Source organism: Arthrobacter sp. MPF02 (assembly GCF_046605375.1).
GTDB lineage: Bacteria > Actinomycetota > Actinomycetes > Actinomycetales > Micrococcaceae > Arthrobacter.
This window is the reverse complement of sequence record NZ_CP176772.1, coordinates 2,050,637-2,077,231: the sequence shown is the minus strand read 5'-3', so window position 1 is coordinate 2,077,231 and position 26,595 is coordinate 2,050,637. Positions and strand designations below refer to the sequence as shown.

Below are 26,595 nucleotides of genomic sequence, written 5' to 3'. Positions count from 1 at the left end.
CCTTCTGTCCCGCCCTTCCTAGTAATCCGGGCCGTACTCGGCCGTGACCAGGATGGGAAGGTGGTCCGAGTTGCCGCGCGGCAGCGTCTCCACGCTTTGGATGTCCAGTCCCAGCGACGTGGCGAAGTCGAAGTGCCCCTTGAACACCTTGTAGCGGGTGTACGTGCGGCGGTTGCTCAGGGACAGGGCATATCCGGACTTCTTCATGTGGATGTGCAGGTTCCTGGTGAAGAACGGGTAGTTGAAGTCGCCCACCATCAGGGTCATCAGGCCGCGGCCCATGCTGAGGAGTTCGGCGTGCGCGGCGTGGATCTGCTTGCGCCGCAGGGAGTTGGAGGCGGTGAGCGGCGCGGCGTGGAAGGAGCCGATCACCAGCTCGTGCTGTGTGTCGTTGTCCATGACCCGCACGCCGATCAACCGTTCGTGCGCAGGCGCGAGGACCCGGTCATGCATGGACTTTTTCAGGGCGAAGGACTGGGTGTCCAGGGCGGTGAAGCGGCTGGTGCGGTAGTAAACGGCGAGCCCCAGCCGGTTGCCCTTGGTGACGTGTGCCAGATGAAGCGGGCCCAGGGTCTCCGGGAGGTCGCTGGCATCCACCTCCTGGAGGCAGAGCGCATCGATGTCATGGTTCCGGGCAAGGGCGAGGAGTTCCCCGCTGGCATTGTGCTTGCGGAGGTTGTAACTGATGACGCGCATGGACACCTCTTTTCGAGGGATGGTGACAGGACCAGTTCCTGAGTCTAGTCCGCAGCCTTCCCTCAAACTCAAACATTTCACCGCTCCAACTTTCCGCGCCGGTCCGTCCCGGCCGATAGAGTGAGTGGCACTTCACTGAAAACTTCACTGAAAGGCCGGCAGTGACGGAAGAGCTTCCCGGACTTGCGGAAGGCAATGCCTACTACCAGGCCCTGGGCGGGGGAAGGTTCCGCTCAACCATTCATGCCCAGGGCGCCTGGAACGTCCACGAGCAACACATGGCGCCGGCTTCCGGACTGCTGGCGGAGGCTCTGGAACGCCACCAGCCGCGCCCGGACATGCGCATGGCGCGGCTCAGCTACGAAATTTTGGGCCTCATTCCCGGCGGAGAGTTCCACATCGACGCATCCGTCCTCCGCCCGGGCAGGACCATTGAGCTGGTGCAGGCCGAGATGGTTGCCGGCGGCCGGGCTGCCATCAGGGCAACTGCCTGGCGGATGGCCACCAGCGACACCGCCGCGGTGGCTGCCACTGAGGACGCGGCGATTCCCGGGCCGGATGAGTGCAAGCCCTACGACGGCGCCGCCGTCTGGCCCGGCGGCTACATCAGGTCCTTGGAGATGCGGGCTGCCGAGGGGCACCGGCCCGGGGCAGGCAAGGTCTGGCTGCGCACCAGCCATCCCCTGACGGACCGGGAGGACAGCAGCGGCATGGCCCGCCTGATCGGTTTGGTGGACACGGCCAACGGCATCGCCGCGCGGGTGCCGCCCGGCAGTGACAGCTACGCGTTCCCCAACCTTGACCTGCAGATCCACATGTACCGCAGGCCGGAAGGCGAATGGCTCGGGCTGGACAATGCGGTGTCCTTCGGCGCCGACGGCATCGGGCTCACGTCCACCGTCCTGCACGACCTGAAGGGCCCGTTCGGACGGGCAGAACAGATCCTCACGCTGCGCAGGACCTGACAACTGTCCGGGTTCTTGCCCCTGCCGGGCAGCCGGCCCCGCCCCGGCGCCCGCTGCCCCGTAACCTAGGTTTGGGCCAACCGCACAATGACCACAAGGGAGTCCAGCACCATGCAACATGCCGTTTCGGGGACGCGCACACTTACCGTGGTGCGGCAGGACACTTCGCTCGGGGCCGGGCGGGACCTCGAATTCGGCCTCGAGCTGCTGGCCAGGGCAAAGGCCGGGGAGATCGGCCCCACCCTGCGGCTGTACCGCCCCGAGCCCACTGTCGCCTTCGGCCAGCGCGATACGCGCCTGCCCGGGTTTGAGGCAGCAGCCCGGGCGTGCCGCGACAACGGCTTCGAACCGTTGGTCCGCAGGGCCGGCGGCCGGGCCGCTGCCTACCACAAGGGCACCCTGATTGTGGACCACATTGAGCCGGACACGGACGCGATCGCGGGTTCGAAAACCCGCTTCGGATACTTCGGACAGCTGTTCGCCGACGCACTGCACATTGTCGGCGTGCAGGCCGGTGTGGGGGAGATCCCCGGGGAGTACTGCCCCGGCGAGTTCAGCGTGCATGGCACGGCGCCTGCAGACGGATCGCGGATCAAGCTGGTAGGCACGGCACAGCGGGTGGTGGCCGGCGGCTGGCTCTTCAGCTCCGTGATTGTTGTGCAGAACTCCGCGCCCATCCGCAAAGTCCTCACGGACAGCTACGCCGCGCTGGAGCTGGACTGGGATCCCGCCACTGCCGGCGCCGTCGAGGACCTCGTGCCCGGCGTGGACGTCCAGGCCGTGGAGGACGCACTGCTTAAAACCTACGCGGGCCATGCCACCCTGGAAGCCGCTTCCTTCAGCGGCCTGGGGGCATGACCCGCGCTATGTGGTGGTGCAGCGGCGGTTAGGCCGCAAGACAACTACGCGGCCAGGCGCGTCTTGACCTCGGCAGCGGACGGGTTGGTCGCGGCGGTGCCGTCCGGGAACAGGACTGTAGGAACGGTGCGGTTTCCGCCGTTCAGCTGCTCCACGAGTTCGGCGGTGCCTTCCACTTCCTCGATGTTGATCTCGGTGTAGCCGATGCCCTGCGCGTCCAGCTGCTTCTTTAGCCGGTTGCAGTAGCCGCACCAGGTGGTGGAAAACATGGTGATGGTGCCGGATTCGGGAGTGAAGTCCACAGGGTCTCCTCTGGGTTCGGTTGTAGGGTCCGTTCCTGTCAACGGTAGCGCGCCGGCCCGTATTCCCCGGTGCCTTCGGCCGATCCTCCGCTCCGGATGACAGCCTGTGACGCCGATGGCATGCTGGAGCCATGTGTGGACGCTATGTGATGGCACGGGCCGTGGGGGACCTTTTGGCCGAGTTCGACGCCGAACTGGGGGATGAGGTAAGCATTCCCCCCTCCTGGAACGTGGCACCCACCGACGACGTCCCCATCGTCCTGGAACGGCTGATCGATGACGGCCCCGCCCGGAAACAGGTGAGGCAGCTGCACGTGGCCCGGTGGGGCCTTGTTCCATCGTGGGCGAAGGATCCCGGGATCGGTTCCCGGATGATCAACGCCCGCAGCGAATCGGTGCTGGAGAAGCCGGCCTTCCGCAAGGCCGTGCAGTCCCGCCGCTGCGCGGTCCCCGCCGACGGCTATTACGAATGGAAACAGGGGCCCGGCAAGTCCAAGCAGCCCTACTACGTGCACCCCGGCGAAAACCGGGGACTGGTGTTTGCCGGGCTCTACGAATGGTGGCGGGACCCTTCGGTGCCCGCCGGCGAGCCGGGGCAGTGGATGCTGTCGACGTCGATCCTGACCACTGACACCCCGCCGCCGGGTTCCGAGTCCACTGTGTTCGGGAAGCTGACGGCGCTGCATGACCGGGTCCCCCTGCCGATGGACAAGGCCACCATGCAGGCCTGGCTGGACCCCGGGGTGGACGACGCAGCCGGACTGGTGGACCTGGTGCGCTCCGGGGTCAAGGACGCAGCGGCAGACTGGCACGTCGACTCGGTGGGCAAGGAAGTAGGCAACGTCCGAAACAACGGGCCGGAACTGATCCGCCCGGTCGAGGCGCTGTTCTAGCCGCCCCGGCTCCAGCAGCCCGGCGTCAGGCGTGCGGCGGTTCAGACGGTGAGCCGGCCGTCGTCGCCCACTGTCCAGGAGGGGTTGTACGCAACTTCCCAACGGAAGCCGTCCGGATCGGCGAAATAACCGCTGTAGCCGCCCCAGGGCTGGGTGACAGGCTCTGCGACGATGGTGGCGCCGGCCGCCGCTGCTTCTGCCATCACCCTGTCCACCTCCTCGGCACCGCCAAGGTTGTGGCTCAAGGTGATGCAGGGCGCCGGACCGGGCGCAGCGACGCCGGCCTCGGCCTGCATCTGGCCTGCATCCCAGAGCGAGAGCACCAGCCCGTGGTTGACCTGGATGAACACAACGTCGCCGGCAACCTCCTTCTGGACCGGCCAGCCAAGGCCGTCCACATAGAATGCGCGGGATGCCGGAACGCTGCGGACACCGAGTGAGATGAAGTCGACTCTGGGTTGCATGCTTCGATACTGTCAGACGATGGCGACAATTCAAGGAAACGATAGGGATGCCCTGGCCGACAAGGAACAGCTCGCTGCCGTCCGGGTTGCTGTTGACGAGGTGGATGACCAGATAGTCACCCTCATCGCCCGCCGCGAACGTTTGATCAAGATTGCCGGAACGCTGAAAGGCGACGACGCCGAGGTCCGCGCACCCGACAGGGTTGAAAAAGTCATTGCGCACGTGCGTTCAGCCGCAATGAAAAAGGACATCGACCCTGACATCGTGGAATCCACGTACCGGGCCATGATCTCCGGATTCATCGAGCTGGAGATGCGGGTCCACAAACAGAACAGCTGAACTGCTCCGGCAGTCCAGCTGTTAGAGATTTTCCTCGACGGGGACACCGGACTGGTAGTCCCGGCCGTCCGCCTCGCTGAAGCCGCTGATGAGGTGCTTTTCGCTGAGCCCGTTGATGGCGGCCAGGGGGAAGTGGCCGGTAATGGTGCTCCCTGAATGGGTTACGCCCGAGAGGTCGTAGTTCTCCTCGCCGCTTTGGTCATGGTTGAACGAGAAGAAGGAGACAGCCTTACCGTTCATGAATTCGATGCCTAGCCTTCGCTGGGACGAATAGTCAGGGGTTGCGGCAACCAGCCCCACCACAAAAGCACCGGAGTCGGGAATGTCGCCGTCGACGTCGAACGTGGCCACGAGGGTGGATTCCTCGGCTTTGATGCTGACCTGCTTGAGGAGTGCGTCTTGGGTTTTCATGGCACAATCCTGCTCCCTGCCGCACGGTCCGTCCACCCCCGTTTTTGGGAGCCATGGTCCATCCGTGCGCGTGCCGTCCGGGTTCAATAGGTTCTCCTGAAGCCGTTTCTATGCTTTGACAGCAACCGGGCGTAGACTGGAGTTGTTCGAACACATATTCGAATAACCAATAGTCCGTCAGGAGGCGCCATGGGCATGTTCAGCGAAGCTGTGGCTGTCGACTGCGCCCCGGACGGGCAGCCTCAAAGCCTTGTGTGGGCGGGGCGCTCCTACGAAGTCTGCGCGGAACCGTTGCGCTGGTATGAACGCCGCCAGTGGTGGGCTGAAGACAGCAGGGCTCCGTTGGGAAGCGGTCCCGGCGTGGTAGACCACGAGATTTGGCGTGTCCAGGTGCTGCCTGCCGGCAGCGGCACGGGAAACGGCAAGTTCCAGGAACCCCTCACCCTTGACCTCACCAGGCACATCAGGAGCGGCCGCTGGCGGCTCCTGCGGATCCACGACGCCCTTCAGCCCAGAACAGCATGAGCTTTACGCATCTCCACGTCTCCACAGCTTTCAGCGCCCATTACGGGGTCTCGTGGCCGGAAGAACTGGCGCAGGCTGCGGCCGCGGATGGAGCCACTGCGCTCGCCTGCACAGACCGCGACGGCCTCTATGGCAGCATCAAGCACCTGAAGGCATGCATGGATGCAGGGCTGGATCCCATTGTGGGAGTGGACCTTGCTGTCCTTGAAGACGACGGCGAGCGCCGCACCCAAATGGCAGGCAGGGTAGTGGTGCTTGCCCGCGGCCACAACAACGGTGCCGGATACAAGGCGTTGTGCCGGCTCATCTCGGACGCCCATGCCAGGACTTCCGGCAAGGCGGGGGGAGCCGTCCCGGTGGCTGTCACCCGTGCGGAACTAGCCTCCCGCACCCTCGATCCGCACACCCTTAAACCGGTGCTGACAGTTCTTATCGGACCGGATTCAGATGTTGGCCGTGCCATGGGCGGCCGGCGCTATCTCCGGCCCCGGACCCTGTTCAAGCAATGGCTCGATGCCATGCCCGGCGGAACGGTAGTTGCCGAAATCGTCTCCCAGCTAAGTGCACCGGGTTCGCCGCTGAGCACAGCCCACGCAGTGCGCATGTTGAAGCTGGCCGAGGAACACCACGTGCCGGCAATCCTGACCAACGCTGTCCGGTACTGTGCTGCGGACGGCGCGCCCACAGCCGACGTGCTTGATTCTGCCCGGACCTTGAAATCGCTTCCGGAACTCGCCGCCGAGCCGCTGCTGCAGCCTACAGGCCAGGGATGGCTGAAAAATGCCGGCCAGATGCTCCAGCTTGGCAAGGAAATTATCTCCGCCGCAGGGTACGGTACCGCCGACCTCAAACAGCTGATGGCGCAAACCGAGGCGCTCGCCGATCTGTGCCGCATCGACCCCGTAACTGACATGGGATGGAAGCAGCCCGTTGTGCCGGAGGCTTCAGTCATAGGAATCAGCCAGGACCCCCATGCGGAACTGGTACAAAGATGCCGGTCAGGCATTGGCAGGCGGTTTCCAGGGGTATCAGGTGCGGCCGAAAGGACCGTGCTGGAACGGCTTGACCATGAACTCGGGATCATCCGGGACCTGGGCTTCTCTTCCTACTTCCTGACGGTCGCCGAAGTGTCACGGATGATCCAGGACATGGGAGTCCGGGCCGCTGCCCGGGGGTCGGGAGCATCAAGCCTGGTCAACTACCTCATCGATGTAAGCCACGTGAACCCCCTGCAGCATGAGCTGATCTTTGAACGTTTCCTCTCGCAGGACAGGTCAACCCTGCCGGACATCGACATCGACGTCGAAAGCGCTGAACGCCACAACGTGTACCGGCGTATTTTTGAGCGGTTCGGCCCGGAACGGGTCACGCTGATGAGCATGCAGAACGGTTACCGGGCCAGGGGAGCGGTCCGTGACGCCGGTCTGGCACTTGGCATGGACGAGGGCGAAGTAGGGGAGATCGCCAAGCAGCTGTGGCGCTTTTCTGCCAGGAAGTTCCGGGAAGCGTTGCAGGAAAAACCTGAACTGCGGGAGTTTGCCGGGCGGGTTGACCAGCGGGAGGTTGACGGGAACCAGCAACTGGACATGCTGGTGGACCTGACTGAACGCCTTGACCGGCTTCCGCGTCACATCTCCATGCACCCCTGCGGAGTGATCCTGGGCGATGCCACCCTCCTGGACCGTACCCCCGTCCAGCCGAGTGGCATTGGCTTGCCCATGAGCCAGTTCGATAAACATGACATGGATCCCATGGGCATGCTCAAGCTGGACGTCCTGGGAGTCCGGATGCAGAGTGCCATGGCTTTTGCCGTCAGGGAAATCATCCGTATCCACCCTTCCAAGGAAGAGGTGGTCAAGGCTGGCCGCCATCCTGCCGGCCCCGGCGGTACCGGACCGGACTACATTGCTGACAACGGCCACATCGACCTCAATGCCGTACCCCTTGATGACGAAGCTACCTATGAGCTGATCAGAAGCACCCATACCCTTGGCTGCTTCCAGATCGAGTCCCCCGGCCAGCGGGAACTGATCGGAAAGATGGCTCCGCGGGAGTTCAATGACCTGATCATCGACATCTCCCTCTTCCGTCCCGGACCCATGAAATCAGACATGGTCCGGCCATTCCTGGAGCACCGGCACGGTTTCGCGCCGGAGGTCTACCCGCACCCACTCCTGAAACCTGTGCTGCAGGAGACCCACGGGGTGACGGTGTTCCATGAGCAGATCCTTCGGACCTTCCACGTAATGACCGGATGCGGGCTGGCTAAGGCAGACGAATTCCGCAGGGCCTTAAGTAGCGAAACCGGAGTTTTCCAGGTGGAGGAATTTTTCCGGCGGGAGGCAAAAGCCAAAGGGTTTTCCCCTGATGTAGTGGACAAGGTCTGGGAAACCTTGAAGTCCTTCGCCAGCTTCGGTTTCTGCAAGGCACACGGGGCGGCCTTCGCGGTACCCACCTACCAGTCGGCCTGGCTCAAAACCCACCACCCGGAGGCATTCTTGGCTGGTTTGTGGGAACACGATCCCGGCATGTACCCCAAACGGCTGCTGGTGGCGGAAGCGCGGCGGCTGGGCATCCCGATCCTTCCCCTGGACATCAACCGGAGCAAGGCAGAGTACCGTGTGGAACGGATCCCAGAAGGGCAGGACGCCGGTAAATTGGGGATCCGCCTGAGCCTGAACGGGATCTATGGGCTTTCCGGGGCAGAGCTGAAAAGGATCGTGGCAGGCCAGCCTTACGACTCTCTCGCGGACCTGAGGGCCAGGTCCAGGATCAGCAAACCGGGCATCAAGAGACTCGCCCAACTCGGCGCCTTTGATTCCCTCCACCGGGAAGCCGGCGGAACAGCAAACCGCGCAGACCTGGTGCACCACCTGCAGAAACTCCAGTCCACAGGCAGCAGCAGGAAAGGCGCCGAGGTCCTCGAGGGCCAGCTGTCCCTGCCGTTGGGTGATGTGGAACTGCGCAATGTCAGCCCTGGTTTGCCCGAACCCACCCTCGTGGAAAACGTGCGTGCAGAACTCGACCTGATGGCCGTGGACGTCAGCACCCACCTGATGGACAGCCACCGGCCCCTGCTGGACAAGCTGGGTGTAACCACGGCGGACAAACTCCTTGGCTTGCGCAACGGGACTGAGGTGCTGGTGGCCGGTGTCCGCGTCGCCACCCAGACACCCCTGATGCGGGGCGGCAGGAGGGTGGTGTTCATCAGCATCGACGACGGCACCGGCTGCGTCGATTCTGTCTTCTTTCACGAAGCACAGGAAAACGCCGGAAACCTGCTGTTTGGTACCCGCCTGCTGCTGATCCGCGGCACCACACGCCGCACGGGTCCCCGGGGGATCAGCCTCAGCGCCAGCATGGCCTGGGACCTGAGCAGGACAGAAACCCTGCCGTTCCCGGATGCCGCAGCACCGGCGCCGGAGGTTGAGCACCCGCTGGACGGAATCAGCAGGAGCCTTGCCATCACCGGATTCAACGGTTAACCCTGCCGTGCGCCGCGTTGGTCGGCCCAACATTGAACGGATAGCATTGACGATGGCTGGCTGTGGTCCCCGTACGCCACAAGCTATGAAGCCTGAACTTTGAATAGGAGACACCCGTGTCAGATGCCCAGCAGATCACCCTCGTCGTCGATGGCGAAGAGACAAAGGTGACTACCGGGACAACCGGTGCGGAACTCTTCTTTGAGCGCCGCGACGTTGTTGTTGCCCGCGTCAACGGTGAACTGAAAGACCTGGACCAGGAACTTCCGGAAGGCGCCAACGTTGAAGGCGTCACCATTGATTCGCCTGACGGGCTGAACGTGCTCCGGCACTCCACAGCCCACGTCATGGCCCAGGCGGTGCAGCAGCTGCGTCCGGACGCCAAGCTCGGAATCGGGCCCTACATCACCGACGGTTTCTACTTTGATTTTGACGTCGCCGAGCCCTTCACGCCGGAGGACCTCAAGACCCTCGAAAAGATGATGCAGAAGATCATCAACCAGAACCAGAAGTTCGTCCGCCGCGTGGTCAACGAGGACGAGGCCCGTGACGCCATGAAGAACGAGCCCTACAAGCTCGAGCTGCTGGGCAAGAAGAACGATGCCGCCGACGCCGGTGAAGGCGTGAACGTGGAGGTCGGCGCCGGCGACATCACCATCTACGACAACGTGGAGCGCAAGGACGGCACCACGGTCTGGTGCGACCTGTGCCGCGGACCGCACCTGCCCAACACCAAACTGATCTCCAACGCCTTCGCCCTGACCCGGTCCTCTTCCGCGTACTGGCTGGGCAACCAGAAAAACCAGCAGCTGCAGCGTATTTACGGCACCGCTTGGCCCACCAAGGACGCGTTGAAGGCGTACCAGGAACGCATTGCTGAGGCCGAGCGCCGCGACCACCGCAAGCTTGGTTCGGAACTGGACCTGTTCTCGTTCCCTGACGAACTCGGTTCCGGCCTGCCGGTGTTCCATCCCAAAGGCGGGATCATCCGCAAGGAGATGGAGGACTACTCACGCCAGCGGCACGTGGAGGCCGGCTACGAGTTTGTGTACACGCCACACATCACCAAGGGGCACCTGTACGAGGTGTCAGGCCACCTGGACTGGTACAAGGAAGGCATGTTCCCGGCCATGCACGTGGACGCCGAACTTAATGAGGACGGCACCGTGCGCAAGCCCGGCCAGGACTACTACCTGAAGCCGATGAACTGCCCCATGCACAACCTGGTCTTCAGGTCGCGCGGCCGCTCCTACCGTGAACTGCCCCTGCGCCTGTTCGAATTCGGGTCCGTCTACCGGTACGAGAAATCCGGCGTGGTGCACGGCCTCACCCGCGTCCGTGGCATGACACAGGACGACGCCCACATTTACTGCACCCGCGAGCAGATGAAGGACGAACTCACCAAGACCCTGAACTTCGTGCTGGGCCTGCTCAAGGACTACGGGCTGAACGACTTTTACCTGGAGCTGTCCACCAAGGACCCGGAAAAGTACGTCGGCGATGACGCCACCTGGGAAGAAGCCACCCGTACCCTGGCGGAGGTGGCCCAGGAATCGGGGCTGGAACTGGTCCCGGACCCGGGCGGGGCGGCCTTCTATGGCCCCAAGATTTCCGTGCAAGCCAAGGACGCCCTGGGCCGCACCTGGCAGATGTCCACCATCCAGTTGGACTTCAACCTTCCCGAGCGCTTCGAGCTTGAGTTCCAGGCAGCCGACGGTACCCGCCAGCGTCCGGTCATGATCCACCGCGCACTGTTCGGCTCCATCGAGCGCTTCATGGGCGTGCTCACGGAGCATTACGCAGGCGCCTTCCCCGCGTGGCTGGCACCCGTCCAGGTGGTGGGCATCCCCGTGGCCGAGGCGTTCAACGACTACATGTTCGACGTCGTGGACCAACTCAAGGCGGCAGGCATCCGCGCCGAGGTGGACACAACCTCGGACCGCTTTCCGAAGAAGATCCGCACGGCCAGCAAGGACAAGATCCCGTTCGTGCTGATCGCAGGCGGTGACGACGCCGAGGCCGGCGCCGTGTCCTTCCGCTTCCGTGACGGCAGCCAGGACAACGGGGTGCCGGTGGCGGAAGCCGTCAAGCGGATCACGGAAGCCGTCCGTAACCGGACCAGCTGACGGAACGGAACAGCAGCGTGCAGGAGAACACAGGCGGCAGGTATCCAGGTGATGCCGGCGTTACCGACGACTTTGCCCTCGCCGGTGTCCCGGACGCTTTCCAGCGCCTGTGGACTCCGCACCGCATGGCTTATATCAAGGGCGGGCAGCACCAGTTCAAGAACGAAAATGACTGTCCCTTCTGCGTCGGGCCAGGCCGTACGGACGAGGACGCGCTCATCGTTTACCGCGGGAAGACCTGCTACGTGGTGCTCAACCTGTTTCCCTACAACCCCGGGCATCTGCTGGTATGTCCCTACCGCCACATCCCTGACTACACGGACCTGACGGTGGACGAGACCGCGGAATTCGCCGACCTGACACAAACGGCCATGCGGGTCCTGCGGAAGGTGGCGAACCCCGGCGGGTTCAACCTTGGCATGAACCAGGGTGTGGTGGGCGGCGCCGGCATCGCCGCCCACCTGCACCAGCACGTGGTTCCGCGCTGGGGCGGGGACGGCAACTTTTTCCCCATCATTGCCCAGACGAAGGCCATCACGCAGACACTCGATGAGGTCCGCCAGCAGGTGGCGGATGCATGGCCCGGGGAGACGGATGCTGAATAGGCACGCGCGCGGTTTCTTCACCGCGCTCTTCACTCCGCTTGCCCGCTGGCTGCTCCGGATCGGTGTTTCCCCTGACGCGGTGACGGTTATTGGCACTGCCGGAGTTGTTATTGGTGCCCTGGTGTTCTATCCGCTGGGGCAGCTCTTCTGGGGAACGCTCTTCATCACGGCCTTCATCTTCTCCGATGTCCTGGACGGCATCATGGCCAGGATGCAGGATGTAAAAAGCCGGTGGGGCAACTTCCTCGACTCCACCCTCGACCGGATCGCGGATGGTGCAATCTTCGCGGGGCTGGCCGTCTGGTTTTTCACCGGTGGGTCCGATACTCCCATCGCCGTCGCGGCCACCCTGTGCCTGGTCCTGGGCATGGTGGTTTCCTACGCGCGGGCCAAGGCGGAGTCCCTGGGCTTCACCGCCAACGTGGGCATCGCCGAACGCGCCGAACGCCTCGTTTCGGTCCTGGTGGTCACCGGCCTCACGGGCCTGGGCCTGCCTCCGGTGGTGCTCCAGGTGACCCTGGTGCTCCTCGCGGTGGCCAGCCTTGTCACCGTGGTCCAGCGGGTACTTTCCGTCCGCCGGCAGGCCCAGGCAGAACCGTCAACCGCGGATTAAGCATGATTAAGCCGGCCGGCCGCGGGGGGACTAGTATTAGGACTGCCCGGTCAATGTTTCCGGCAAAATCCGTGTGTGCACAGTACGGCATCTGCCGCCTGCACGCGCGGCGAAGGTCATCTATCTACCCATAGGGGTTTTTGTGTCTACACCTGATGTAAGCAGCGAGGCCGGTTCGTCCGCGAACAGCTTCACGGGCAGCAGCCGCGTGAAGCGGGGCATGGCCGAGATGCTCAAGGGCGGCGTCATCATGGACGTCGTCAATGTCGAACAGGCCCGCATCGCCGAGGATGCCGGTGCCGTTGCTGTCATGGCGCTGGAACGCGTTCCGGCCGATATCCGCGCCCAGGGCGGCGTGTCCCGGATGTCCGATCCGGACATGATCGAAAAGATCATCGATGCCGTGTCCATCCCGGTCATGGCCAAGGCCCGCATCGGCCACTTCGTTGAAGCCCAGGTCCTGCAGTCCCTCGGCGTGGACTACATTGACGAGTCCGAGGTCCTCACCCCGGCCGACTACATCAACCACATTGACAAGTGGAACTTCACCGTTCCCTTCGTCTGTGGTGCCACCAACCTCGGTGAGGCGCTGCGCCGCATCAACGAGGGCGCAGCGATGATCCGGTCCAAGGGCGAGGCCGGCACCGGCGACGTTTCCAACGCCACCGGCCACATGCGCCAGATCCGCGCCGAGATCGCCAAGCTCTCCGCCCTCCCGGAGGACGAGCTGTACGTCGCGGCCAAGGAACTGCAGGCCCCGTACGAACTGGTCAAGGAAGTCGCTGCCAACGGCAAGCTCCCTGTGGTGCTGTTCACCGCCGGCGGCATCGCCACCCCGGCCGACGCGGCCATGATGATGCAGCTCGGCGCTGACGGCGTGTTCGTCGGCTCCGGCATCTTCAAGTCCGGCAACCCCGCCCAGCGCGCGGCCGCCGTCGTGAAGGCCACCACCTTCTACGACGACCCCGACGTCATCGCCAAGGCCTCGCGCGGCCTGGGCGAAGCCATGGTGGGGATCAACGTCGACGAGATCCCCCAGCCGCACCGCCTCGCCGAGCGCGGCTGGTAAATCCTCTTGTTGGGGGACGGACAGCGCGATCCTCTGCGTGCTATTCCCCACGTCCCGCTAAGGCCGCTTCGCGGCGAGCGGGGACGCAGGGCCCCTTTTACGCACGCTGCCGGACCAGTACCTGCCCCTACGTAAGAAACCGCGACGGCGGCGGGTCACCTTTGTGGGGACCCGCCGCCGTCGCTCTTTAAGGAAGCCCTATTCGAGGCCGCGGCGTTTCAGGAGGGGTTCCAGCCTCGCGTCGCGGCCGCGGAGGGCCCGGAAGGAATCCAGGGAATCACGGCTGTTGCCGCGCGACAGCAGTTCCTGCCGGAACCGTTCCCCGTTTTCGCGGGTCAGGCCGCCGTTATCGGTGAACCAGTCCACCGTCTCGGCGTCCAGCACCTCGCTCCAGATGTACGAGTAGTAGCCCGCCGCGTATCCTGCTCCAGCGAAGATGTGCTGGAAGTAGCCCGTCCGGTACCGGGGCGGAATCAGGGGGTGGGCGATTCCTGCCGCAGCCAGTGCTTTCGCCTCGAACCCCAGGGCGTCCTCCGGAACCTCACCGGGCTCAAGCACATGCCAGGCAAGATCCAGCAGTGCAGCGCCGAGGTACTCAGTGGTGGCAAAGCCCTCACCCCACAACCGGGATTCATTCAGCTTGTCCACAACTTGCTGGGGCAGCGGTTCGCCTGTGCCGTGATGCCGCGCGTAGTTGGCCAGAACCTCCGGCCACATAATCCACATCTCGTTGACTTGCGACGGGTACTCAACAAAATCGCGGGGTACGGACGTTCCGGAGAACCGCGGATAAGTGACGTTCGAGAAGAGCCCGTGCAGCGCATGGCCGAACTCGTGGAACGCGGTGCGGAGTTCATCAAGGGTGAGCAGCGTCGGTTCGCCTGCCGGGGGCTTTGAAATGTTGAGGTTATTGATCACCACCGGCCGGGTTCCCAGCAAGGCTGACTGTTCAACGAGCGAGTTCATCCAGGCCCCGCCGCGTTTGGATTCGCGGCTGTAGTAGTCACCCAGGAACAGGCCAAGGCCGCTGCCGTCCCCGTTGCGCACCTCCCAGACCCGCACATCGGGGTGGTAGCCGGCCAGATCCGGGCGTTCATGGAAGGTGATGCCGTAAAGGGCGGTGGCGGCGAAGAAGACGCCATCCTGAAGGACCCGGTCCAGTTCGAAGTACGGCCGTAGCGCCTGCTCGTCAACCTCGTACTTGTCCTTGCGGACCTTCGCCGAGTAGTAGGCCCAGTCCCAGGCCTCCAGCGGGTGACCGGCGGCTTTGGCCAGCGCGGCGGCTTCGGCATTGGCATTGCGGACAGCCGACGGTGCCATCCGGGCAAGCATTGACTGGACCGACGCGAAGTCCGGCGCGGTCTGCCGGTCCACCACGAGTTCAGCGTAGTTGGCGAACCCCAGGAGGACCGCTTTCTCAGCCCGCAAGCCGCTCAACTGCCGGGCCAGTTCCAGTACGTCGAGCTTGCCGCCGCCGCTGCCGCGGGCCACGGATGCTTCGAAGAGACGACGGCGGACGTCCCGGTCTTCGAGCGCGGCGAGGGCAGGCTGGTTGCCCGGCTGCACCAGGGTCAGCAGGTACTTCCCGCCGTGGCCGGCTGCCCGGGCAGCTTCGGCTGCGCTGGCGACGTCATCCGCCGGCAGGCCGGCGAGTTCATCCGCGTTGTCGAGCAGGAGGGCCGCCGACTTCATCCCCTCCTTCACGCGCTGGCCAAATTCAGTACCGAGCCGGGCAAGTTCGGCGTTGATGGCCTTGAGCTTTTCCTGTGCCGGCCCGTGGAGCTGGATGCCGGCCTGCCGAAACTCCTTGAGGTAGTCCTCCAGCAGGCGTGCCGCCTCCGGGCCGCAGCCGGAGCCATCAACAGCGGCGAACCTCTCGAACAGCGCTCGGTTGAGGTAGATATCGTCCTGGTGGGCGGAAAACCGTGGTGAAAACGTGGTCTCGAGCTCCCGGATTTCTTCCGAAGCGTCGGCGGACACCAGGGTGAAAAAGGCCGCCGCAGCGCGCTCCAAAAGGCGGCCGGAACGTTCCATGGCCACCACAGTGTTTTCGAACCCTGCCGGCTCCGGATTGTCCACAATTGCCTGGATTTCGGCCAGGTGCTCCGCCAGTCCGGCCTCGATGGCTTCCGCGTAATGGGCGGGGCCGATCTCCTCGAACGGCGGCAGCCCGTAGGGCAGGGGACTCGGGACCAGGAGGGGGTTCGTCATGTGGTAAACCTTTCACAGCACGGGACGCTTCTCAACGCGGCCAAATATCAATTCCGGGACGTGACCATCCTTACAATGGCGGTTATGGGGACCGTAGCCGGTTTGTCGGTGCGGCGCTTGCGCGCCTGCGCCCTGGCAATGTCGTTGGCCGGAGTACTCACTCTCCCGGGTGTGCTGGCCGGCTGCGGCCTGCTCGCCGAACAAAACGGAACCTCTACGCCCGCTGCCCCATCCACCACATCAGCGACGGGAACGCCCGCCGCTGATCCCGTGACTGAACCTCCAGCCACCCCTGCACCAACACCCACGCCCGGCAAGGGTCCCGGCTGCCCGGTTCTTCGCTGCACCACGGTACTGGTCACCGGTGACATGCTGGTGCACGATGAGTTGTGGCACCAGGCGCAGCAGGACGCTGCGGCCGCCGGTAAGCCCGGCTTGGATTTTGTTCCCCTGCTGGAGGGCCAGCGCCGCTACATCAGCAACAGCGACCTTGCCGTCTGCCACCAGGAGACGCCGGTGGCAGGACCGGAAGGGCCGTTCTCCACCTACCCGTCCTTCAACGTTCCGCCCCAGATCATTGCAGCCGCAAAAGAAGTGGGCTACCAAGCCTGCACCACCGCCAGCAACCACACGATCGACCGCGGCACGGACGGCTTGCTGCGCACGCTCGACGCGCTTGATGCGGCGGGACTAAAGCACACCGGCTCCTACAGGACGGAAAACGAGTCCCGGGGGATCCTGATCCTGCAGACGCCGGCCGCCAAGGTGGCACTCGTCCAGGCCACCTATGGACTCAACGGGTTGGTTGCGGAGTACCCGTGGCAGGTTGACATGCTGGACGCGCCGGCCATGATCGCCAAGGCTGAAAGGGCCAGGGCGCAGGGCGCTGACATCGTCCTGGCCGCGATGCATGCCGGTGACGAATACTCCAGCGCCCCCAATGCCCAGCAGCTGGAGGTTGCCCACGCCCTGGCGGACAGCGGACAGTTCAATCTGATTTACGGGCACCATACGCATTCGGTCCTGCCCATCGAAAACCACAACGGCACCTGGATCGTCTACGGTCTCGGCAACGGGGTCACGGAACTCTCGCCTACCTACGCCGTCAACAATGAAGGCCTGCTGGTGCGCGCGCAGTTTGGACAGGACGAGGCGGGCAAGTGGTCCGTCACCGACCTCGCCTGGGCGCCGTCAGTGATCGTCGATAGTCCCTACCGCTGGTGCTCAGTGGCTTCGGACGCGCCGCAGGGACCGTGCGAAGGTTCCGCAGCTGACGCTGAAACCCGCCAACGGACTCAGAGCGTGGTGGAATCGATGGGCGCGGCGGCGGCCGGTGCCCACGAACTCCTCATTACCCGGGAGCCGTAGGGCGGTCAGCGGGGACGACGGGCGGCGTGTTCCCTGGCCAGTTCGGCGTAGCGGTCATCCGGTTGGCCCGGTTGAAACGATCCGAACTTCCGTTCCGCCGCTGTGCGGATCAGGAAGTCCGCGATCGCCGGGTTCTTTGGCAGCAGGGAGCCGTGCAGGTAGCTGGCTACGATGTTGCGGTACCGGGCGCCCTCGTGGCCGTCGCTGCTGTTGTTGCCGGTTCCCTTGGCTGTCGTGCCCAGCGGACGGACCCCGCTGCCCAGGCTGGTCTGGCCGCTGTGGTTTTCGTAGCCGAGGACCTCGCCAAATTCGGGCGTCGCAACCTTCACGTTCCCGATCAGGCGTTCGTCGGTGCCGTGGGTTTCAACATCGAGGACGCCGATCCCGGGAATCACGGCACCGGTCCGTGTTTTGAAGAACCGGCCAAAAAGCTGGTACAGGCCGCAGATAAGCAGCATGGGGGTGCCGTCCTCTGCGAGGTCCCTCAAGGCGGCCGCCCGGTCCTGCAGGTCCTCCTGGATGACCAGCTGGCCGCTGTCCTGGCCGCCCCCGCCCACGATGATGTCGACGTCGTCGGGAAAAGGATCACCCACGTTGTACTCCAGCAGTTCGGGTGTGTACCCGTGCCAGCTGATCCGACGCTGCAGAACCAGGGCGTTGCCCCAGTCGCCGTAGATGTTCATGTCCCGGGGATACAGCTGGACCACCCGGAGGGTCCCCTTGCCCTGGCCGGCGGCAGGGACGCTGTTCGCTTCCGGATTCACGAGACAACCTCCACGGTGGTGATCTTGGACAGTTCGCGCCGGATGGCCAGCATGGCGGTGTACGTGCAGAAGATGCGTTTCGGCTTGCCGGCAGCCTCCCTGATGAAGGCGGCCAGGGCCGGCGCGATGTCCGGCTGCACGTCCCCGAACGGAACCTCGTCATACTGCAGCCGCAGCGCCATGTCGTAGGCACGGGAACCGGTGAGCTGGTCCACGCCCTCCTCGCGAAGGGAGTCGAACTCCACGTCCCACAGCCAGGACATGTCCCGGCCGTCCGCGTAGTTGTCGTTAATGGCGATCATCGTGGCGTAACCGCCGGCCGGAAACGACTTCAGCCCGAGCCGGAAGCCGCTGGGGTTCTTGACCAGCACCAGGTCCAGCGGCTGGCCGTCGACGGTGAGACTTTCGCCGCGGCCGAAGGCGGGCGCCACCTGGGAGAGGGCTTCCAGCAGCGTTGCGTGGTCCGCGTCGACGGCACCTCCGCCGCAGATGCTTCGCGCCAGGGTCAGGGCCGCGGCTGCGTTGAAGATGTTGTACACGCCCCGCAGCTTCATCCCGGTGGTGACCCTGCCGCCGTCGTACTCAAACTCGGCGCTGTCAGCGCCCACTTTTCGAAGCACGACGTCGGCTGCGGGCTTTTCCGGAAGGTCCGCCGGGGCGGGGCTGCCGGGAGCGGCGCGCATGTCGTCGTCGTTCGGAAAGGTGGCCAGCAGCGAATCGTCCAGGCCGAAGTACCGGACTTCCTGCCCCGTGAGCGTTTCGGCGATCCGGGCTACCCGCGGGTCTTCGCGGTTCAGGACCACCGTGCCGGTGGTTTTGGCGGCGATGTGCTGGAGCAGCTGGGCCGTCTTGTCGATTTCGCCGAACCGGTCAAGCTGGTCCCGTAAGACATTGAGAAGCAGGCAGTAGCGGGGCGGAACACTGTTGACGAAGTGGACGGCGTGGGCTTCATCCAGCTCCAGGACAGCGATATCCGCTTCGAGCCGGCCGAGCCAGTCCACTTCACCGAGCAGGGCAGCTGCAACGCCGCGGGTGAAATTGCTGCCTGTGCGGTTGGTGAAGACCTTGAGCCCCTGGCTTTCCAGCAGTTCAACCACCATCTTGGTGGTGGTGGTCTTCCCGTTGGTGCCGCTGACCACCGCCACGCCGTGGGGGAGGGTGCTGAGCGTCCGCCGCATGAAGCCGGGGTCGATTTTTTCGACCACCAGGCCCGGCAGGGCCGAACCGCCGCCCCGGAGCCGGGACGCCCGGCGGACCAGCTTGCCGAGCGGAACACTGAAGGAAAACATGTTTCGAATATATCCCAGCAGCGGCATGCGACCTTCGCCCCGGCGTCCACAGCGGAACCGGCCGTCATGCCATGGCCCGTATGCTTGATGGATGACAAACTCCACTTCAGCTGCTTCCGCGCGCGTGGGCTCAGGCCTGCGGATCGGCGTTTTGGCGCTCCAGGGCGACTTCCGGGAGCACCTTCGGGCCGCAGAGGCCACGGGGGCCGAGGCTGTGGGAATCCGCCGGCCCAAGGAGCTTGACGGCTTGGACGGGCTGATCATTCCCGGCGGTGAATCAACCGCCATCGACAAACTGGCCCGGGCCTTCGAGCTTGCGGAACCGCTGCGTGAGCGGATCGCTGAAGGACTGCCGGTCTACGGGTCCTGCGCGGGAATGATCCTGCTGGCCTCGGACATAGCGGACCCCGCCACTGATCTTTCGGGCGCGCCGCAGCAGACGTTCGGCGGGCTGGACATGACCGTCCGCCGCAACGCATTCGGCCGTCAGCGGGACTCCTTCGAAACAGATCTCGAATTCAAAGGGCTTGACTTCAGCGCCGGCGAAGAAGGCGTGCCTCCGGTGCATGCCGTGTTCATCCGCGGGCCCTGGGTTGAGCGGGTTGGCTCCGATGTGGAGGTCCTGGCGCAGGTGGAGCCCGCGGAGCCCGAACACGCGTCCCACGCGGCCCCCCTGCCCGGGACGGCTAGAATTGTGGCAGTGCGTTCCGGCCGGCTGCTGGCCACCTCCTTCCATCCGGAAGTGACAGGAGAGAAGCGCGTACACGAACTTTTTATCCGCATGATCAGAGGAGAAGCGTAAAGCATGTCAGGCCACTCCAAATGGGCGACGACCAAGCACAAGAAGGCCGTTATCGACGCACGGCGTGCCAAGTCGTTCGCCAAGCTGATCAAGAACATCGAAGTGGCCGCGAGGATGGGCGGACCCGACCTCGCCGGCAACCCCGGCCTGGAACTCGCTGTTACCAAGGCGAAGAAGACATCCGTCCCCAATGACAACATTGACCGCGCCATCAAGCGCGGCGCCGGCCTGACCGGCGAGGTGGTGGACTACACCGAGATCATGTACGAAGCCCGCGGCCCGCAGGGCTCGGCGCTGCTGATTGAGTGCCTTACCGACAACAAGAACCGGGCGGCGTCCGAAGTCCGCCTCGCCATCTCCCGCAACGGCGGCACCATTGCCGATCCCGGCTCGGTCAGCTACCTGTTCACCCGCAAGGGCGTGGTGAACCTGCCCAAGAACGGACTCAGCGAGGACGACGTCCTAATGGCAGTCCTGGACGCCGGTGCTGAAGAGGTCAAGGACAACGGCGAAACGTTCGAAATCCACTCCGAGCCTGGTGACCTGCCCGCCATCCGTGCAGCCCTGAACGATGCCGGAATTGAATACGACACGGATGAAGTGGAATTTGTGCCGTCCATGCAGGTGGAGCTGGACGTGGAAGGCGCACGCAAGTTCATGAAGCTTGCCGACGCGCTGGAAGACCTCGACGACGTCCAGAACGTCTACAGCAACGCAGATTTCAGCGACGAAGTCCAGGCCGCCCTGGAATCCGAGTGACGTCCGGCTTTGCCTGCTGAAACCGGGTTCCTGCCAGGGAGCGGAAGCAGGTGACGCTGCGTGTCCTGGGGGTGGACCCCGGCCTGACCCGCTGCGGCATCGGCGTAGTGGATGTGGAGCGCAACCGGCGGGCCACTATGGTGGCCGTCGGCGTGGTGGGAACAACGCCCGAGGAGAGCCTTGACCGCCGCCTGCTGGTAATCGCTTCCGCCATCGATGAATGGCTGGACCGCTACGAGCCGCAGGTACTCGCCGTCGAACGTGTCTTTTCCCAGCTCAACGTCAGCACGGTGATGGGTGTGGCCCAGGCGTCCGGCGTGGTCATCGCTGCCGCCGCCCGGCGGGGGATTCCGGTGGCCCTGCACACGCCGTCGGAGGTTAAAGCGGCGGTGACGGGCAGCGGGTCATCCAACAAGGACGCGGTGACAAAGCTCGTCACCAAAATCCTGCGCCTTGAAGCCCCGCCCCGGCCCGCCGACGCCGCCGACGCACTGGCGCTGGCCATCACGCACGCCTGGCGTGCGGGCAGCGGGGCAGCAGTCGCCACCACCGGACCCGGAAGTTCTTCGCTCACGCCCGCGCAGCGCGCCTGGGCGGAGGCGGAAGCCAAGGCGCGCCGTGCCCGCTGAATGGCCGTCCTGCTTGCTAGGGTATTCGTAGATATGTTCGGATAGCCGGTCCTCCCGCCCGGGACACGGCAGACACCAGGAGCTTGGCCTTGATCAGTTTCCTCCGCGGAACCGTAGCGCACGTAGGCCTTTCCACGGCCGTGATCGACCTGAACGGCGCCGGCATGAGCGTCTACGCCACCCCGCAGACGCTCAGCGGGCTGCGGACCGGCGAGGAAGGCAAGCTCTTCACCTCCCTGATCGTCCGCGAGGATTCCCTCACCCTTTTCGGCTTCGCCACCGACGACGAGCGCGAAGTATTCGACGTGCTCCTCAGCGTCAGCGGGGTGGGCCCGCGACTGGCCCTTGCCGTCCTGGCTGTCCACGATCCTGAGGCCATCAGGGTTGCGGCGCACACAGGCGACAGCAAAACCTTCACCAAGGTGCCCGGCATCGGTCCCAAGGTGGCGGGGCGGATCGTGCTGGAGCTCGCCGGGAAGCTCGTGCCGCATGGCACCGCCGGTTCGGCGGCCGCGTCCACAGCGGCCGAAGCCGCCTGGAAACCGCAGGTGGTTGCCGCAATGACCAGCCTGGGCTGGTCCGAGAAGGACGCTTCCAGCAGCATCGACAAGGCCCTTGCCGATGAGCCGGAGGTCTCGTTCCGCGGCAACGTGCCCGAAATCCTCCGGACCACGCTGCGCTGGCTGGGCCAGGACGGCGCACGCGCCGGCAACCGCGTAGGCAGCCGTGGCTGAACCGTCACTGGTGGCCGCGGGGGAGGAGCCGGAGGAACGGGCCATCGAGGCCGCCCTCCGCCCAAAGAACCTCGACGACTTTGTGGGCCAGCACCGGGTCCGGAAGCAACTTTCCCTGGTGCTCAAGGCGTCCCGGATGCGCGGCCGCACCGCGGACCACGTGCTTTTCTCCGGTCCGCCCGGCCTGGGCAAAACCACCCTGGCCATGATCGTGGCGGCGGAAATGAACGCCCCGCTGCGCCTCAGCAGCGGCCCCGCCATCCAGCACGCGGGCGACCTCGCTGCCATCCTGTCCTCGCTGTCCGAGGGTGAGGTCCTGTTCCTCGATGAAATCCACCGGATGTCCCGCCCGGCCGAAGAGATGCTGTACATGGCGATGGAGGACTTCCGGGTAGACATCGTGGTGGGCAAGGGGGCCGGGGCCACCGCCATTCCCCTGGAGCTGCCGCCCTTCACCCTGGTGGGCGCCACCACCCGGGCGGGATTGCTTCCGGGACCATTGCGCGACCGTTTCGGTTTCACCGGACACCTGGAGTTCTATTCCGTGCCGGAATTGGAACTGGTCCTGCGCCGCTCCGCCGGGCTGCTGGACCTCAAAGTCAACTCGGCCGGATTCTCCGAGATCGCCGGCCGCTCCCGCGGTACGCCCCGTATCGCCAACCGGCTGCTGCGTCGCGTCCGCGACTGGGCACTGGTCCACGGCATCGAACAGATCGACGCCCGCGCGGCCTCTGCTGCCCTGGACATGTACGAGGTGGACAAAAAGGGGTTGGACCGCCTGGACCGCTCCGTCCTGGAAGCCCTCATCACCAAGTTCGGCGGTGGACCGGTGGGGCTTTCCACCCTGGCAATTGCCGTCGGGGAAGAGACCGAAACGGTCGAAACCGTAGCCGAACCCTTCCTTGTGCGCGAAGGCCTGCTGGGCCGGACCCCGCGGGGCAGGATCGCCATGGCGCCGGCGTGGACGCACCTGGGCTACGCCATCCCGTCGAATGTCTTCGCGCAGGAGCAGCTGGACCTCTTCGATCCCGAGACCGGCAGCGTGGACTGAACGGCCCGATATTGGACCCGCGGTCGTACGGTGTATGCCCATAAGCAGGCTGCGTCCAGCTTTTCCCTTTAGACTGGTATGACGCTCGGCACGTTCGGGTCTTTGTTCCCGCAGGCGGCATCACCGGCAGCCCGTGGATGGATGGCAGCAGTTCGGCCAGGCCACACGTTCAAAGCGGACGGCGCTGTCAATCGGCTACGCAAGTACAGAATGGAACTTCCCCGTGTTCGGACATATCACTGCCCAGACCACCACTACCCAGCCCGGCGGCGGAATCGACATCATGTCGATCCTGCTGTTCGCCATGCTCGGCGTGTTCATCTTCATGATGTTCCGCCGCAACAAGAAGGCCCAGCAGCAGCAGGCCCAATTGCAGTCGCAGTTCGCTCCCGGCGTTGAGGTGATGACCAGCTTTGGCTTGTTCGGCCGCATCGTAGACATTGACGACGCCGAGAACAAGGTCACCCTGGAACTTTCCCCCGGCAACCTGGCCACGGTCCACCGCCAGGCAGTGACCAAGATCGTGGAGCCCGCCGCCGTGCCCGAGGCTGAATCCCCGGCCGTCCCCGACGACGCCTCGTCCCTGACCGAGCGCGAGGGCAGCAGTGCCGCTGCGCCCCTCGAAACCCCGGACGAGACCTCCAAGCGCCTCAACGACGAGGGCAAGAAGGACAGCTAGTCCAGCTCGCCTTTCCCCTCTACCGCTGCGGATCACCGCCGGTGCTGGCAGCAGCAGGCACCGGCGGTTCTTCCGTGATCAAGAGAAAGATCGACAATGGCACGAACTGGCCCCAAGAAACCAGGCCTCCGGGTCCTGGTCTGGCTCGGCGTCATCATCGCCGCGCTGACCGCCGTCCTGGCCGGCGGCAACCTTAGCGGACAGGCAAGCTGGGCGCCCAAGCTGGCCCTGGACCTTGAAGGCGGCACCCAGATGATCCTGGCGCCAAAGGTCGAGGGCAACGCGGACATCAACGAAGAGCAGCTCAACCAGGCCGTGGCGATCATCCGCCAGCGCGTGGACGGATCCGGCGTAGCGGAAGCAGAAATCAGCACCCAGTCGGGGCGGAACGTGGTGGTGAGCCTCCCCGGCACCCCCTCGAGCCAGACCCGCGACCTGATCCAGGCGTCGGCCGACATGAACTTCCGGCCCGTGCTTCTCAACGGCGCCGGCGCTGCCGTGCCCGAGGAATCCCGCGTGCCGGAAGACCAGTTGCCCAAGCCGACTGCCGAGCCGGCGAACAGCAGCGACACCAACTGGATCACTCCCGAGATCTACCGCCAGTTCGAGGCCCTGGACTGTGACAACCCGTCGCAGGACGAGCAGGAGCGCTCTGACCCCGCCAAGCCGCTGGTCACGTGTGAACCGGCTACGGATACCAATCCGGCAATCAAGTACATTCTTGGTCCGGTGGAGGTCAAGGGCAGCAACATTGTCACCTCCTCCTTCCAGCTGCAGCAGGGCGCCCAGGGCGCAGTCACCAACGACTGGGCGGTCAACATCCAGTTCGACGACGAAGGCACCGCGAAGTTCAAAGAGGTCACCGAGCGCTTGAACCAGTTCTATGTGGCTGCCGGCGGCGAATCAGGAACCGACCCCAAGGCACAGTTCGCCATCGTCCTGGACGACCAGGTCATCTCCGCACCCCGTGCCCTTGCCGTGATCACCGACGGTCGTCCCCAAATCACCGGCGGTTTTACCGAGCAAACCGCCAAGACGCTGTCAGACCAGCTCCGTTTCGGTGCCCTGCCCATCAGCTTCGAGATCCAGAGCGAGCAGCAGATTTCCGCGACCCTTGGCGGCGAACAGCTGCGTATGGGCCTGCTGGCGGGCCTGATCGGCCTGCTGCTGGTTGTGGTCTATTCGCTCTTCCAGTACCGGGCGCTTGGCTTCGTCACCATCGCCTCGCTGGTGGTGGCCGGCATCCTCACCTACCTGGCCATCGCCATCCTCGGCTGGACTGAAAACTACCGGCTCTCCCTGGCCGGCGTGGCGGGCATCATCGTCGCCATCGGCCAGACGGCGGACTCATTCATCGTCTACTTCGAACGCATCCGCGATGAACTCCGGGAAGGCCGCGGCCTGGTGTCCGCCGTCGAGAACGGCTGGAAGCGTGCAAAGCGCACCGTACTGGCCTCCAAGGCCGTCAACCTCCTGGCCGCGCTGGTTCTCTACTTCGTGGCCGTCGGCAACGTCCGCGGCTTCGCCTTCACCCTGGGCCTCACTGCCATCGCCGACCTCATCGTGGTGTTCATGTTCACGCACCCGACGCTGCAGTTGCTGGCCCGCACCAGGTTCTTCGGCGAGGGCCACCCGCTGTCCGGCCTTGACCCCAAGCGCCTCGGGGCCGTGCCGCTGTACCGCGGTGCCGGACGCCTGCGGGCCCCTGAAGACAAGCCGGCAGTGGTCCGGGCGAAGAACGCAGGGGCAGCCGCTGAGGCTGAGCGCCGCATGACCATCGCTGAACGCCGCCTGGCGGAGAAGCAGGAGCAGCTTGCCGGTTCTTCCAAGACGGCAGCGAAGGAGAACAAGTAATGTCAGGCTTCGCCAACTTCGGCAATGAGCTCTACACCGGGAAGCGCTCCTACGACTTCGTAGGGGCCAAGAAGATCTGGTTCATCATCGCCGCCGTAGCGGTGGCCCTGTCCATCCTCATCCCGGCTGTCAAGGGCGGCTTCAACCTCGGCATTGAATTCCGTGGCGGGTCGGAATTTACGGTCTCGAACGTACAAACCACCGATGCGGCCCTCGGCGAGAAAGCCGTCACGGACGTCGTCGAGGGAAGTGTTCCCCGTGTTGCAAACGTCGCCGGAAACACCATGCGGATCCAGACGGACAGGCTCACGGATGATGAAACGCTCCGCATCAAGGAGGGACTGACCACGGCGTACGGTGTCACCGACAACGAGGTGACCTCCACTTTCGTGGGCCCCACCTGGGGTGCTGATGTCACCAAGCAGGCCCTGATCGGCCTGGTCATCTTCGTCCTGCTCGCGGCTGTCCTGATGGCGCTGTACTTCCGCACCTGGAAGATGTCCCTCTCGGCCATCGCCGGCATGGTGGTAACAATGTTCGTCACCGCCGGGGTCTACGCCCTGAGCGACTTTGAGGTTACGCCTTCGGCGATCATCGGTTTCCTGACAGTGCTGAGCTACTCGCTGTACGACACGGTGGTGGTCTTCGACAAGATCCGCGAGAACACGGCGGAGATCGACTCGTCCACCCGCCGCACCTTTGCGGAGGAAGTCAACCTCGCCGTAAACCAGACCCTTGTCCGTTCGATCAACACCATGATGGTTGCCATCCTCCCGGTGGGTGCCATCCTGTTCATCGGCGCCGGGCTGCTGGGCGCCGGGACGCTCCGCGACCTGTCGCTGGCACTGTTCGTCGGCATCCTCATCGGCACGGCGGCCACCATTTTCATCGCCGCCCCGATGTACGCCTGGCTGCGCCAGAATGAGCCCGACCTCGTGAAGCAGGCCAAACGCGTGGCCCACCGCCGGAGCACCGAGCGCACCGCTGCAGCGGCTCCCGCCGGGGCCTGATCCGCCGCGATTCAAGGGCCGCCAAAGCCAGGCCGACCGCAAGGGGCCGGACACCGTCATTTCCACTGGTGTCCGGCCCGCCGCGCGTTTAGG

The 26,595-nt window shown here is 64.7% G+C and carries 26 protein-coding genes; 19 read left to right on the top strand and 7 right to left on the bottom strand.

All coding sequences use genetic code 11. The features are described from left to right. Positions 1–18: 18 nt before the first annotated feature. Positions 19–696: an endonuclease/exonuclease/phosphatase family protein gene (locus tag ACLH0K_RS09755; RefSeq protein ID WP_411373434.1), complete on the bottom strand. Its 678-nt coding sequence runs from the start codon at positions 694–696 to the stop codon at positions 19–21. A 161-nt stretch (positions 697–857) separates the two neighbouring features. Here ACLH0K_RS09755 and ACLH0K_RS09750 point away from each other — a divergent pair, with 161 nt between their 5' ends. Next, a complete protein-coding gene (locus ACLH0K_RS09750) occupies positions 858–1,661 on the top strand; it encodes a thioesterase family protein (RefSeq protein WP_411373433.1) in 804 nt (267 codons plus the stop codon). Positions 1,662–1,772: 111 nt separating this feature from the next. Further along, positions 1,773–2,519, top strand: a complete 747-nt coding sequence (locus ACLH0K_RS09745; RefSeq protein WP_411376452.1) for a biotin/lipoate A/B protein ligase family protein — start codon at positions 1,773–1,775, stop codon at positions 2,517–2,519. Between the two features lie 44 nt (positions 2,520–2,563). On the opposite strand, the gene ACLH0K_RS09740 is transcribed toward ACLH0K_RS09745, so the two are convergent. Beyond that, on the bottom strand, positions 2,564–2,821 hold the full coding sequence (locus tag ACLH0K_RS09740; protein ID WP_079596246.1) for a mycoredoxin: 258 nt from the start codon (positions 2,819–2,821) through the stop codon (positions 2,564–2,566). A gap of 149 nt (positions 2,822–2,970) precedes the next feature. On the opposite strand from ACLH0K_RS09740, the gene ACLH0K_RS09735 reads away from it, so the two are divergent. Then, complete coding sequence (locus tag ACLH0K_RS09735; protein ID WP_411373432.1) at positions 2,971–3,714, top strand: SOS response-associated peptidase; 744 nt, start codon at positions 2,971–2,973, stop codon at positions 3,712–3,714. Positions 3,715–3,755: 41 nt separating this feature from the next. Here ACLH0K_RS09735 and ACLH0K_RS09730 read toward each other — a convergent pair whose 3' ends face one another. Further along, positions 3,756–4,178 (bottom strand): VOC family protein, encoded by a 423-nt coding sequence (locus ACLH0K_RS09730; RefSeq protein WP_411373431.1) that lies wholly within the window; start codon positions 4,176–4,178, stop codon positions 3,756–3,758. 19 nt (positions 4,179–4,197) lie between these two features. On the opposite strand from ACLH0K_RS09730, the gene ACLH0K_RS09725 reads away from it, so the two are divergent. Then, positions 4,198–4,518, top strand: a complete 321-nt coding sequence (locus ACLH0K_RS09725) for a chorismate mutase (RefSeq protein ID WP_411373430.1) — start codon at positions 4,198–4,200, stop codon at positions 4,516–4,518. A gap of 21 nt (positions 4,519–4,539) precedes the next feature. Here the strand turns inward: ACLH0K_RS09725 and ACLH0K_RS09720 are convergent, their stop codons facing one another. After that, positions 4,540–4,929 carry a hypothetical protein gene (locus ACLH0K_RS09720; protein WP_138135715.1) on the bottom strand — a complete coding sequence of 130 codons (390 nt, stop codon included), beginning with the start codon at positions 4,927–4,929 and terminating at the stop codon, positions 4,540–4,542. Positions 4,930–5,118: 189 nt separating this feature from the next. Here ACLH0K_RS09720 and ACLH0K_RS09715 point away from each other — a divergent pair, with 189 nt between their 5' ends. From ACLH0K_RS09715 to pdxS, 6 genes are all read left to right on the top strand, one after another. Next, entirely contained in the window at positions 5,119–5,454 is a 336-nt protein-coding gene (locus tag ACLH0K_RS09715; protein ID WP_411373429.1) for a DUF6504 family protein, read from the top strand. Then, a complete protein-coding gene (locus ACLH0K_RS09710) occupies positions 5,451–8,939 on the top strand; it encodes a DNA polymerase III subunit alpha (RefSeq protein ID WP_411373428.1) in 3,489 nt (1,162 codons plus the stop codon). The genes ACLH0K_RS09715 and ACLH0K_RS09710 overlap by 4 nt, the downstream gene beginning before the upstream one ends. A gap of 116 nt (positions 8,940–9,055) precedes the next feature. Next, complete coding sequence (gene thrS, locus ACLH0K_RS09705; protein WP_411373427.1) at positions 9,056–11,065, top strand: threonine--tRNA ligase; 2,010 nt, start codon at positions 9,056–9,058, stop codon at positions 11,063–11,065. A gap of 17 nt (positions 11,066–11,082) precedes the next feature. Further along, the gene (locus ACLH0K_RS09700) at positions 11,083–11,670 is read left to right on the top strand and encodes an HIT family protein (RefSeq protein WP_411373426.1); all 588 of its coding nucleotides are present in this window, start codon (positions 11,083–11,085) and stop codon (positions 11,668–11,670) included. Then, a complete protein-coding gene (gene pgsA / locus ACLH0K_RS09695) occupies positions 11,660–12,283 on the top strand; it encodes a phosphatidylinositol phosphate synthase (RefSeq protein ID WP_411373425.1) in 624 nt (207 codons plus the stop codon). The genes ACLH0K_RS09700 and pgsA overlap by 11 nt, the downstream gene beginning before the upstream one ends. 142 nt (positions 12,284–12,425) lie before the next feature. Further along, positions 12,426–13,352, top strand: a complete 927-nt coding sequence (pdxS, locus tag ACLH0K_RS09690; protein WP_411373424.1) for a pyridoxal 5'-phosphate synthase lyase subunit PdxS — start codon at positions 12,426–12,428, stop codon at positions 13,350–13,352. Between the two features lie 198 nt (positions 13,353–13,550). Here pdxS and ACLH0K_RS09685 read toward each other — a convergent pair whose 3' ends face one another. After that, the gene (locus ACLH0K_RS09685; protein ID WP_411373423.1) at positions 13,551–15,563 is read right to left on the bottom strand and encodes a M3 family metallopeptidase; all 2,013 of its coding nucleotides are present in this window, start codon (positions 15,561–15,563) and stop codon (positions 13,551–13,553) included. Positions 15,564–15,647: 84 nt separating this feature from the next. Between ACLH0K_RS09685 and ACLH0K_RS09680 the strand changes: the two genes are divergently transcribed. Then, entirely contained in the window at positions 15,648–16,931 is a 1,284-nt protein-coding gene (locus ACLH0K_RS09680; RefSeq protein WP_411373422.1) for a CapA family protein, read from the top strand. A 5-nt stretch (positions 16,932–16,936) separates the two neighbouring features. On the opposite strand, the gene ACLH0K_RS09675 is transcribed toward ACLH0K_RS09680, so the two are convergent. Both ACLH0K_RS09675 and ACLH0K_RS09670 read right to left on the bottom strand, forming a co-directional pair. After that, entirely contained in the window at positions 16,937–17,695 is a 759-nt protein-coding gene (locus ACLH0K_RS09675; RefSeq protein ID WP_411373421.1) for a type 1 glutamine amidotransferase, read from the bottom strand. Further along, the gene (locus ACLH0K_RS09670; protein WP_411373420.1) at positions 17,692–18,984 is read right to left on the bottom strand and encodes a MurT ligase domain-containing protein; all 1,293 of its coding nucleotides are present in this window, start codon (positions 18,982–18,984) and stop codon (positions 17,692–17,694) included. Before ACLH0K_RS09670 ends, ACLH0K_RS09675 begins: the two co-directional genes overlap by 4 nt. Positions 18,985–19,075: 91 nt before the next feature. Here ACLH0K_RS09670 and pdxT point away from each other — a divergent pair, with 91 nt between their 5' ends. The 8 genes from pdxT to secF all read left to right on the top strand — a co-directional run bounded on the left by pdxT (position 19,076) and on the right by secF (position 26,502). Continuing rightward, positions 19,076–19,786, top strand: coding sequence for a pyridoxal 5'-phosphate synthase glutaminase subunit PdxT (gene pdxT / locus ACLH0K_RS09665; protein ID WP_411373419.1), 711 nt, complete (start codon positions 19,076–19,078; stop codon positions 19,784–19,786). A 3-nt stretch (positions 19,787–19,789) separates the two neighbouring features. Further along, entirely contained in the window at positions 19,790–20,545 is a 756-nt protein-coding gene (locus ACLH0K_RS09660) for a YebC/PmpR family DNA-binding transcriptional regulator (protein ID WP_411373418.1), read from the top strand. Positions 20,546–20,595: 50 nt separating this feature from the next. Beyond that, positions 20,596–21,174 carry a crossover junction endodeoxyribonuclease RuvC gene (gene ruvC, locus ACLH0K_RS09655; protein WP_411373417.1) on the top strand — a complete coding sequence of 193 codons (579 nt, stop codon included), beginning with the start codon at positions 20,596–20,598 and terminating at the stop codon, positions 21,172–21,174. Positions 21,175–21,263: 89 nt separating this feature from the next. After that, entirely contained in the window at positions 21,264–21,908 is a 645-nt protein-coding gene (ruvA, locus tag ACLH0K_RS09650; protein WP_411373416.1) for a Holliday junction branch migration protein RuvA, read from the top strand. Then, positions 21,901–22,959, top strand: a complete 1,059-nt coding sequence (gene ruvB, locus ACLH0K_RS09645) for a Holliday junction branch migration DNA helicase RuvB (RefSeq protein WP_411373415.1) — start codon at positions 21,901–21,903, stop codon at positions 22,957–22,959. The genes ruvA and ruvB overlap by 8 nt, the downstream gene beginning before the upstream one ends. 283 nt (positions 22,960–23,242) lie before the next feature. Continuing rightward, positions 23,243–23,638: a preprotein translocase subunit YajC gene (yajC, locus tag ACLH0K_RS09640; protein ID WP_411376451.1), complete on the top strand. Its 396-nt coding sequence runs from the start codon at positions 23,243–23,245 to the stop codon at positions 23,636–23,638. A gap of 96 nt (positions 23,639–23,734) precedes the next feature. After that, positions 23,735–25,492, top strand: coding sequence for a protein translocase subunit SecD (secD, locus tag ACLH0K_RS09635; protein WP_411373414.1), 1,758 nt, complete (start codon positions 23,735–23,737; stop codon positions 25,490–25,492). Next, on the top strand, positions 25,492–26,502 hold the full coding sequence (gene secF / locus ACLH0K_RS09630) for a protein translocase subunit SecF (protein ID WP_411373413.1): 1,011 nt from the start codon (positions 25,492–25,494) through the stop codon (positions 26,500–26,502). The genes secD and secF overlap by 1 nt, the downstream gene beginning before the upstream one ends. Positions 26,503–26,595 lie beyond the last annotated feature (93 nt).

Excerpts from the sequence above, each read along its gene's own strand:
- ACLH0K_RS09670 (WP_411373420.1), bottom strand. The coding sequence starts at position 18,984 with ATGTTTTCCTTCAGTGTTCCGCTCGGCAAGCTGGTCCGCCGGGCGTCC.
- ACLH0K_RS09660 (WP_411373418.1), top strand. The coding sequence starts at position 19,790 with ATGTCAGGCCACTCCAAATGGGCGACGACCAAGCACAAGAAGGCCGTT.
- ACLH0K_RS09745 (WP_411376452.1), top strand. The coding sequence starts at position 1,773 with ATGCAACATGCCGTTTCGGGGACGCGCACACTTACCGTGGTGCGGCAG.
- pgsA (WP_411373425.1), top strand. The coding sequence starts at position 11,660 with ATGCTGAATAGGCACGCGCGCGGTTTCTTCACCGCGCTCTTCACTCCG.
- ACLH0K_RS09710 (WP_411373428.1), top strand. The coding sequence starts at position 5,451 with ATGAGCTTTACGCATCTCCACGTCTCCACAGCTTTCAGCGCCCATTAC.
- ACLH0K_RS09685 (WP_411373423.1), bottom strand. The coding sequence starts at position 15,563 with ATGACGAACCCCCTCCTGGTCCCGAGTCCCCTGCCCTACGGGCTGCCG.
- yajC (WP_411376451.1), top strand. The coding sequence starts at position 23,243 with ATGTCGATCCTGCTGTTCGCCATGCTCGGCGTGTTCATCTTCATGATG.
- ACLH0K_RS09755 (WP_411373434.1), bottom strand. The coding sequence starts at position 696 with ATGCGCGTCATCAGTTACAACCTCCGCAAGCACAATGCCAGCGGGGAA.
- ACLH0K_RS09725 (WP_411373430.1), top strand. The coding sequence starts at position 4,198 with ATGGCGACAATTCAAGGAAACGATAGGGATGCCCTGGCCGACAAGGAA.
- ACLH0K_RS09720 (WP_138135715.1), bottom strand. The coding sequence starts at position 4,929 with ATGAAAACCCAAGACGCACTCCTCAAGCAGGTCAGCATCAAAGCCGAG.
- pdxT (WP_411373419.1), top strand. The coding sequence starts at position 19,076 with ATGACAAACTCCACTTCAGCTGCTTCCGCGCGCGTGGGCTCAGGCCTG.
- ACLH0K_RS09680 (WP_411373422.1), top strand. The coding sequence starts at position 15,648 with ATGGGGACCGTAGCCGGTTTGTCGGTGCGGCGCTTGCGCGCCTGCGCC.
- secF (WP_411373413.1), top strand. The coding sequence starts at position 25,492 with ATGTCAGGCTTCGCCAACTTCGGCAATGAGCTCTACACCGGGAAGCGC.
- ACLH0K_RS09735 (WP_411373432.1), top strand. The coding sequence starts at position 2,971 with ATGGCACGGGCCGTGGGGGACCTTTTGGCCGAGTTCGACGCCGAACTG.
- ACLH0K_RS09730 (WP_411373431.1), bottom strand. The coding sequence starts at position 4,178 with ATGCAACCCAGAGTCGACTTCATCTCACTCGGTGTCCGCAGCGTTCCG.
- ACLH0K_RS09715 (WP_411373429.1), top strand. The coding sequence starts at position 5,119 with ATGGGCATGTTCAGCGAAGCTGTGGCTGTCGACTGCGCCCCGGACGGG.
- secD (WP_411373414.1), top strand. The coding sequence starts at position 23,735 with ATGGCACGAACTGGCCCCAAGAAACCAGGCCTCCGGGTCCTGGTCTGG.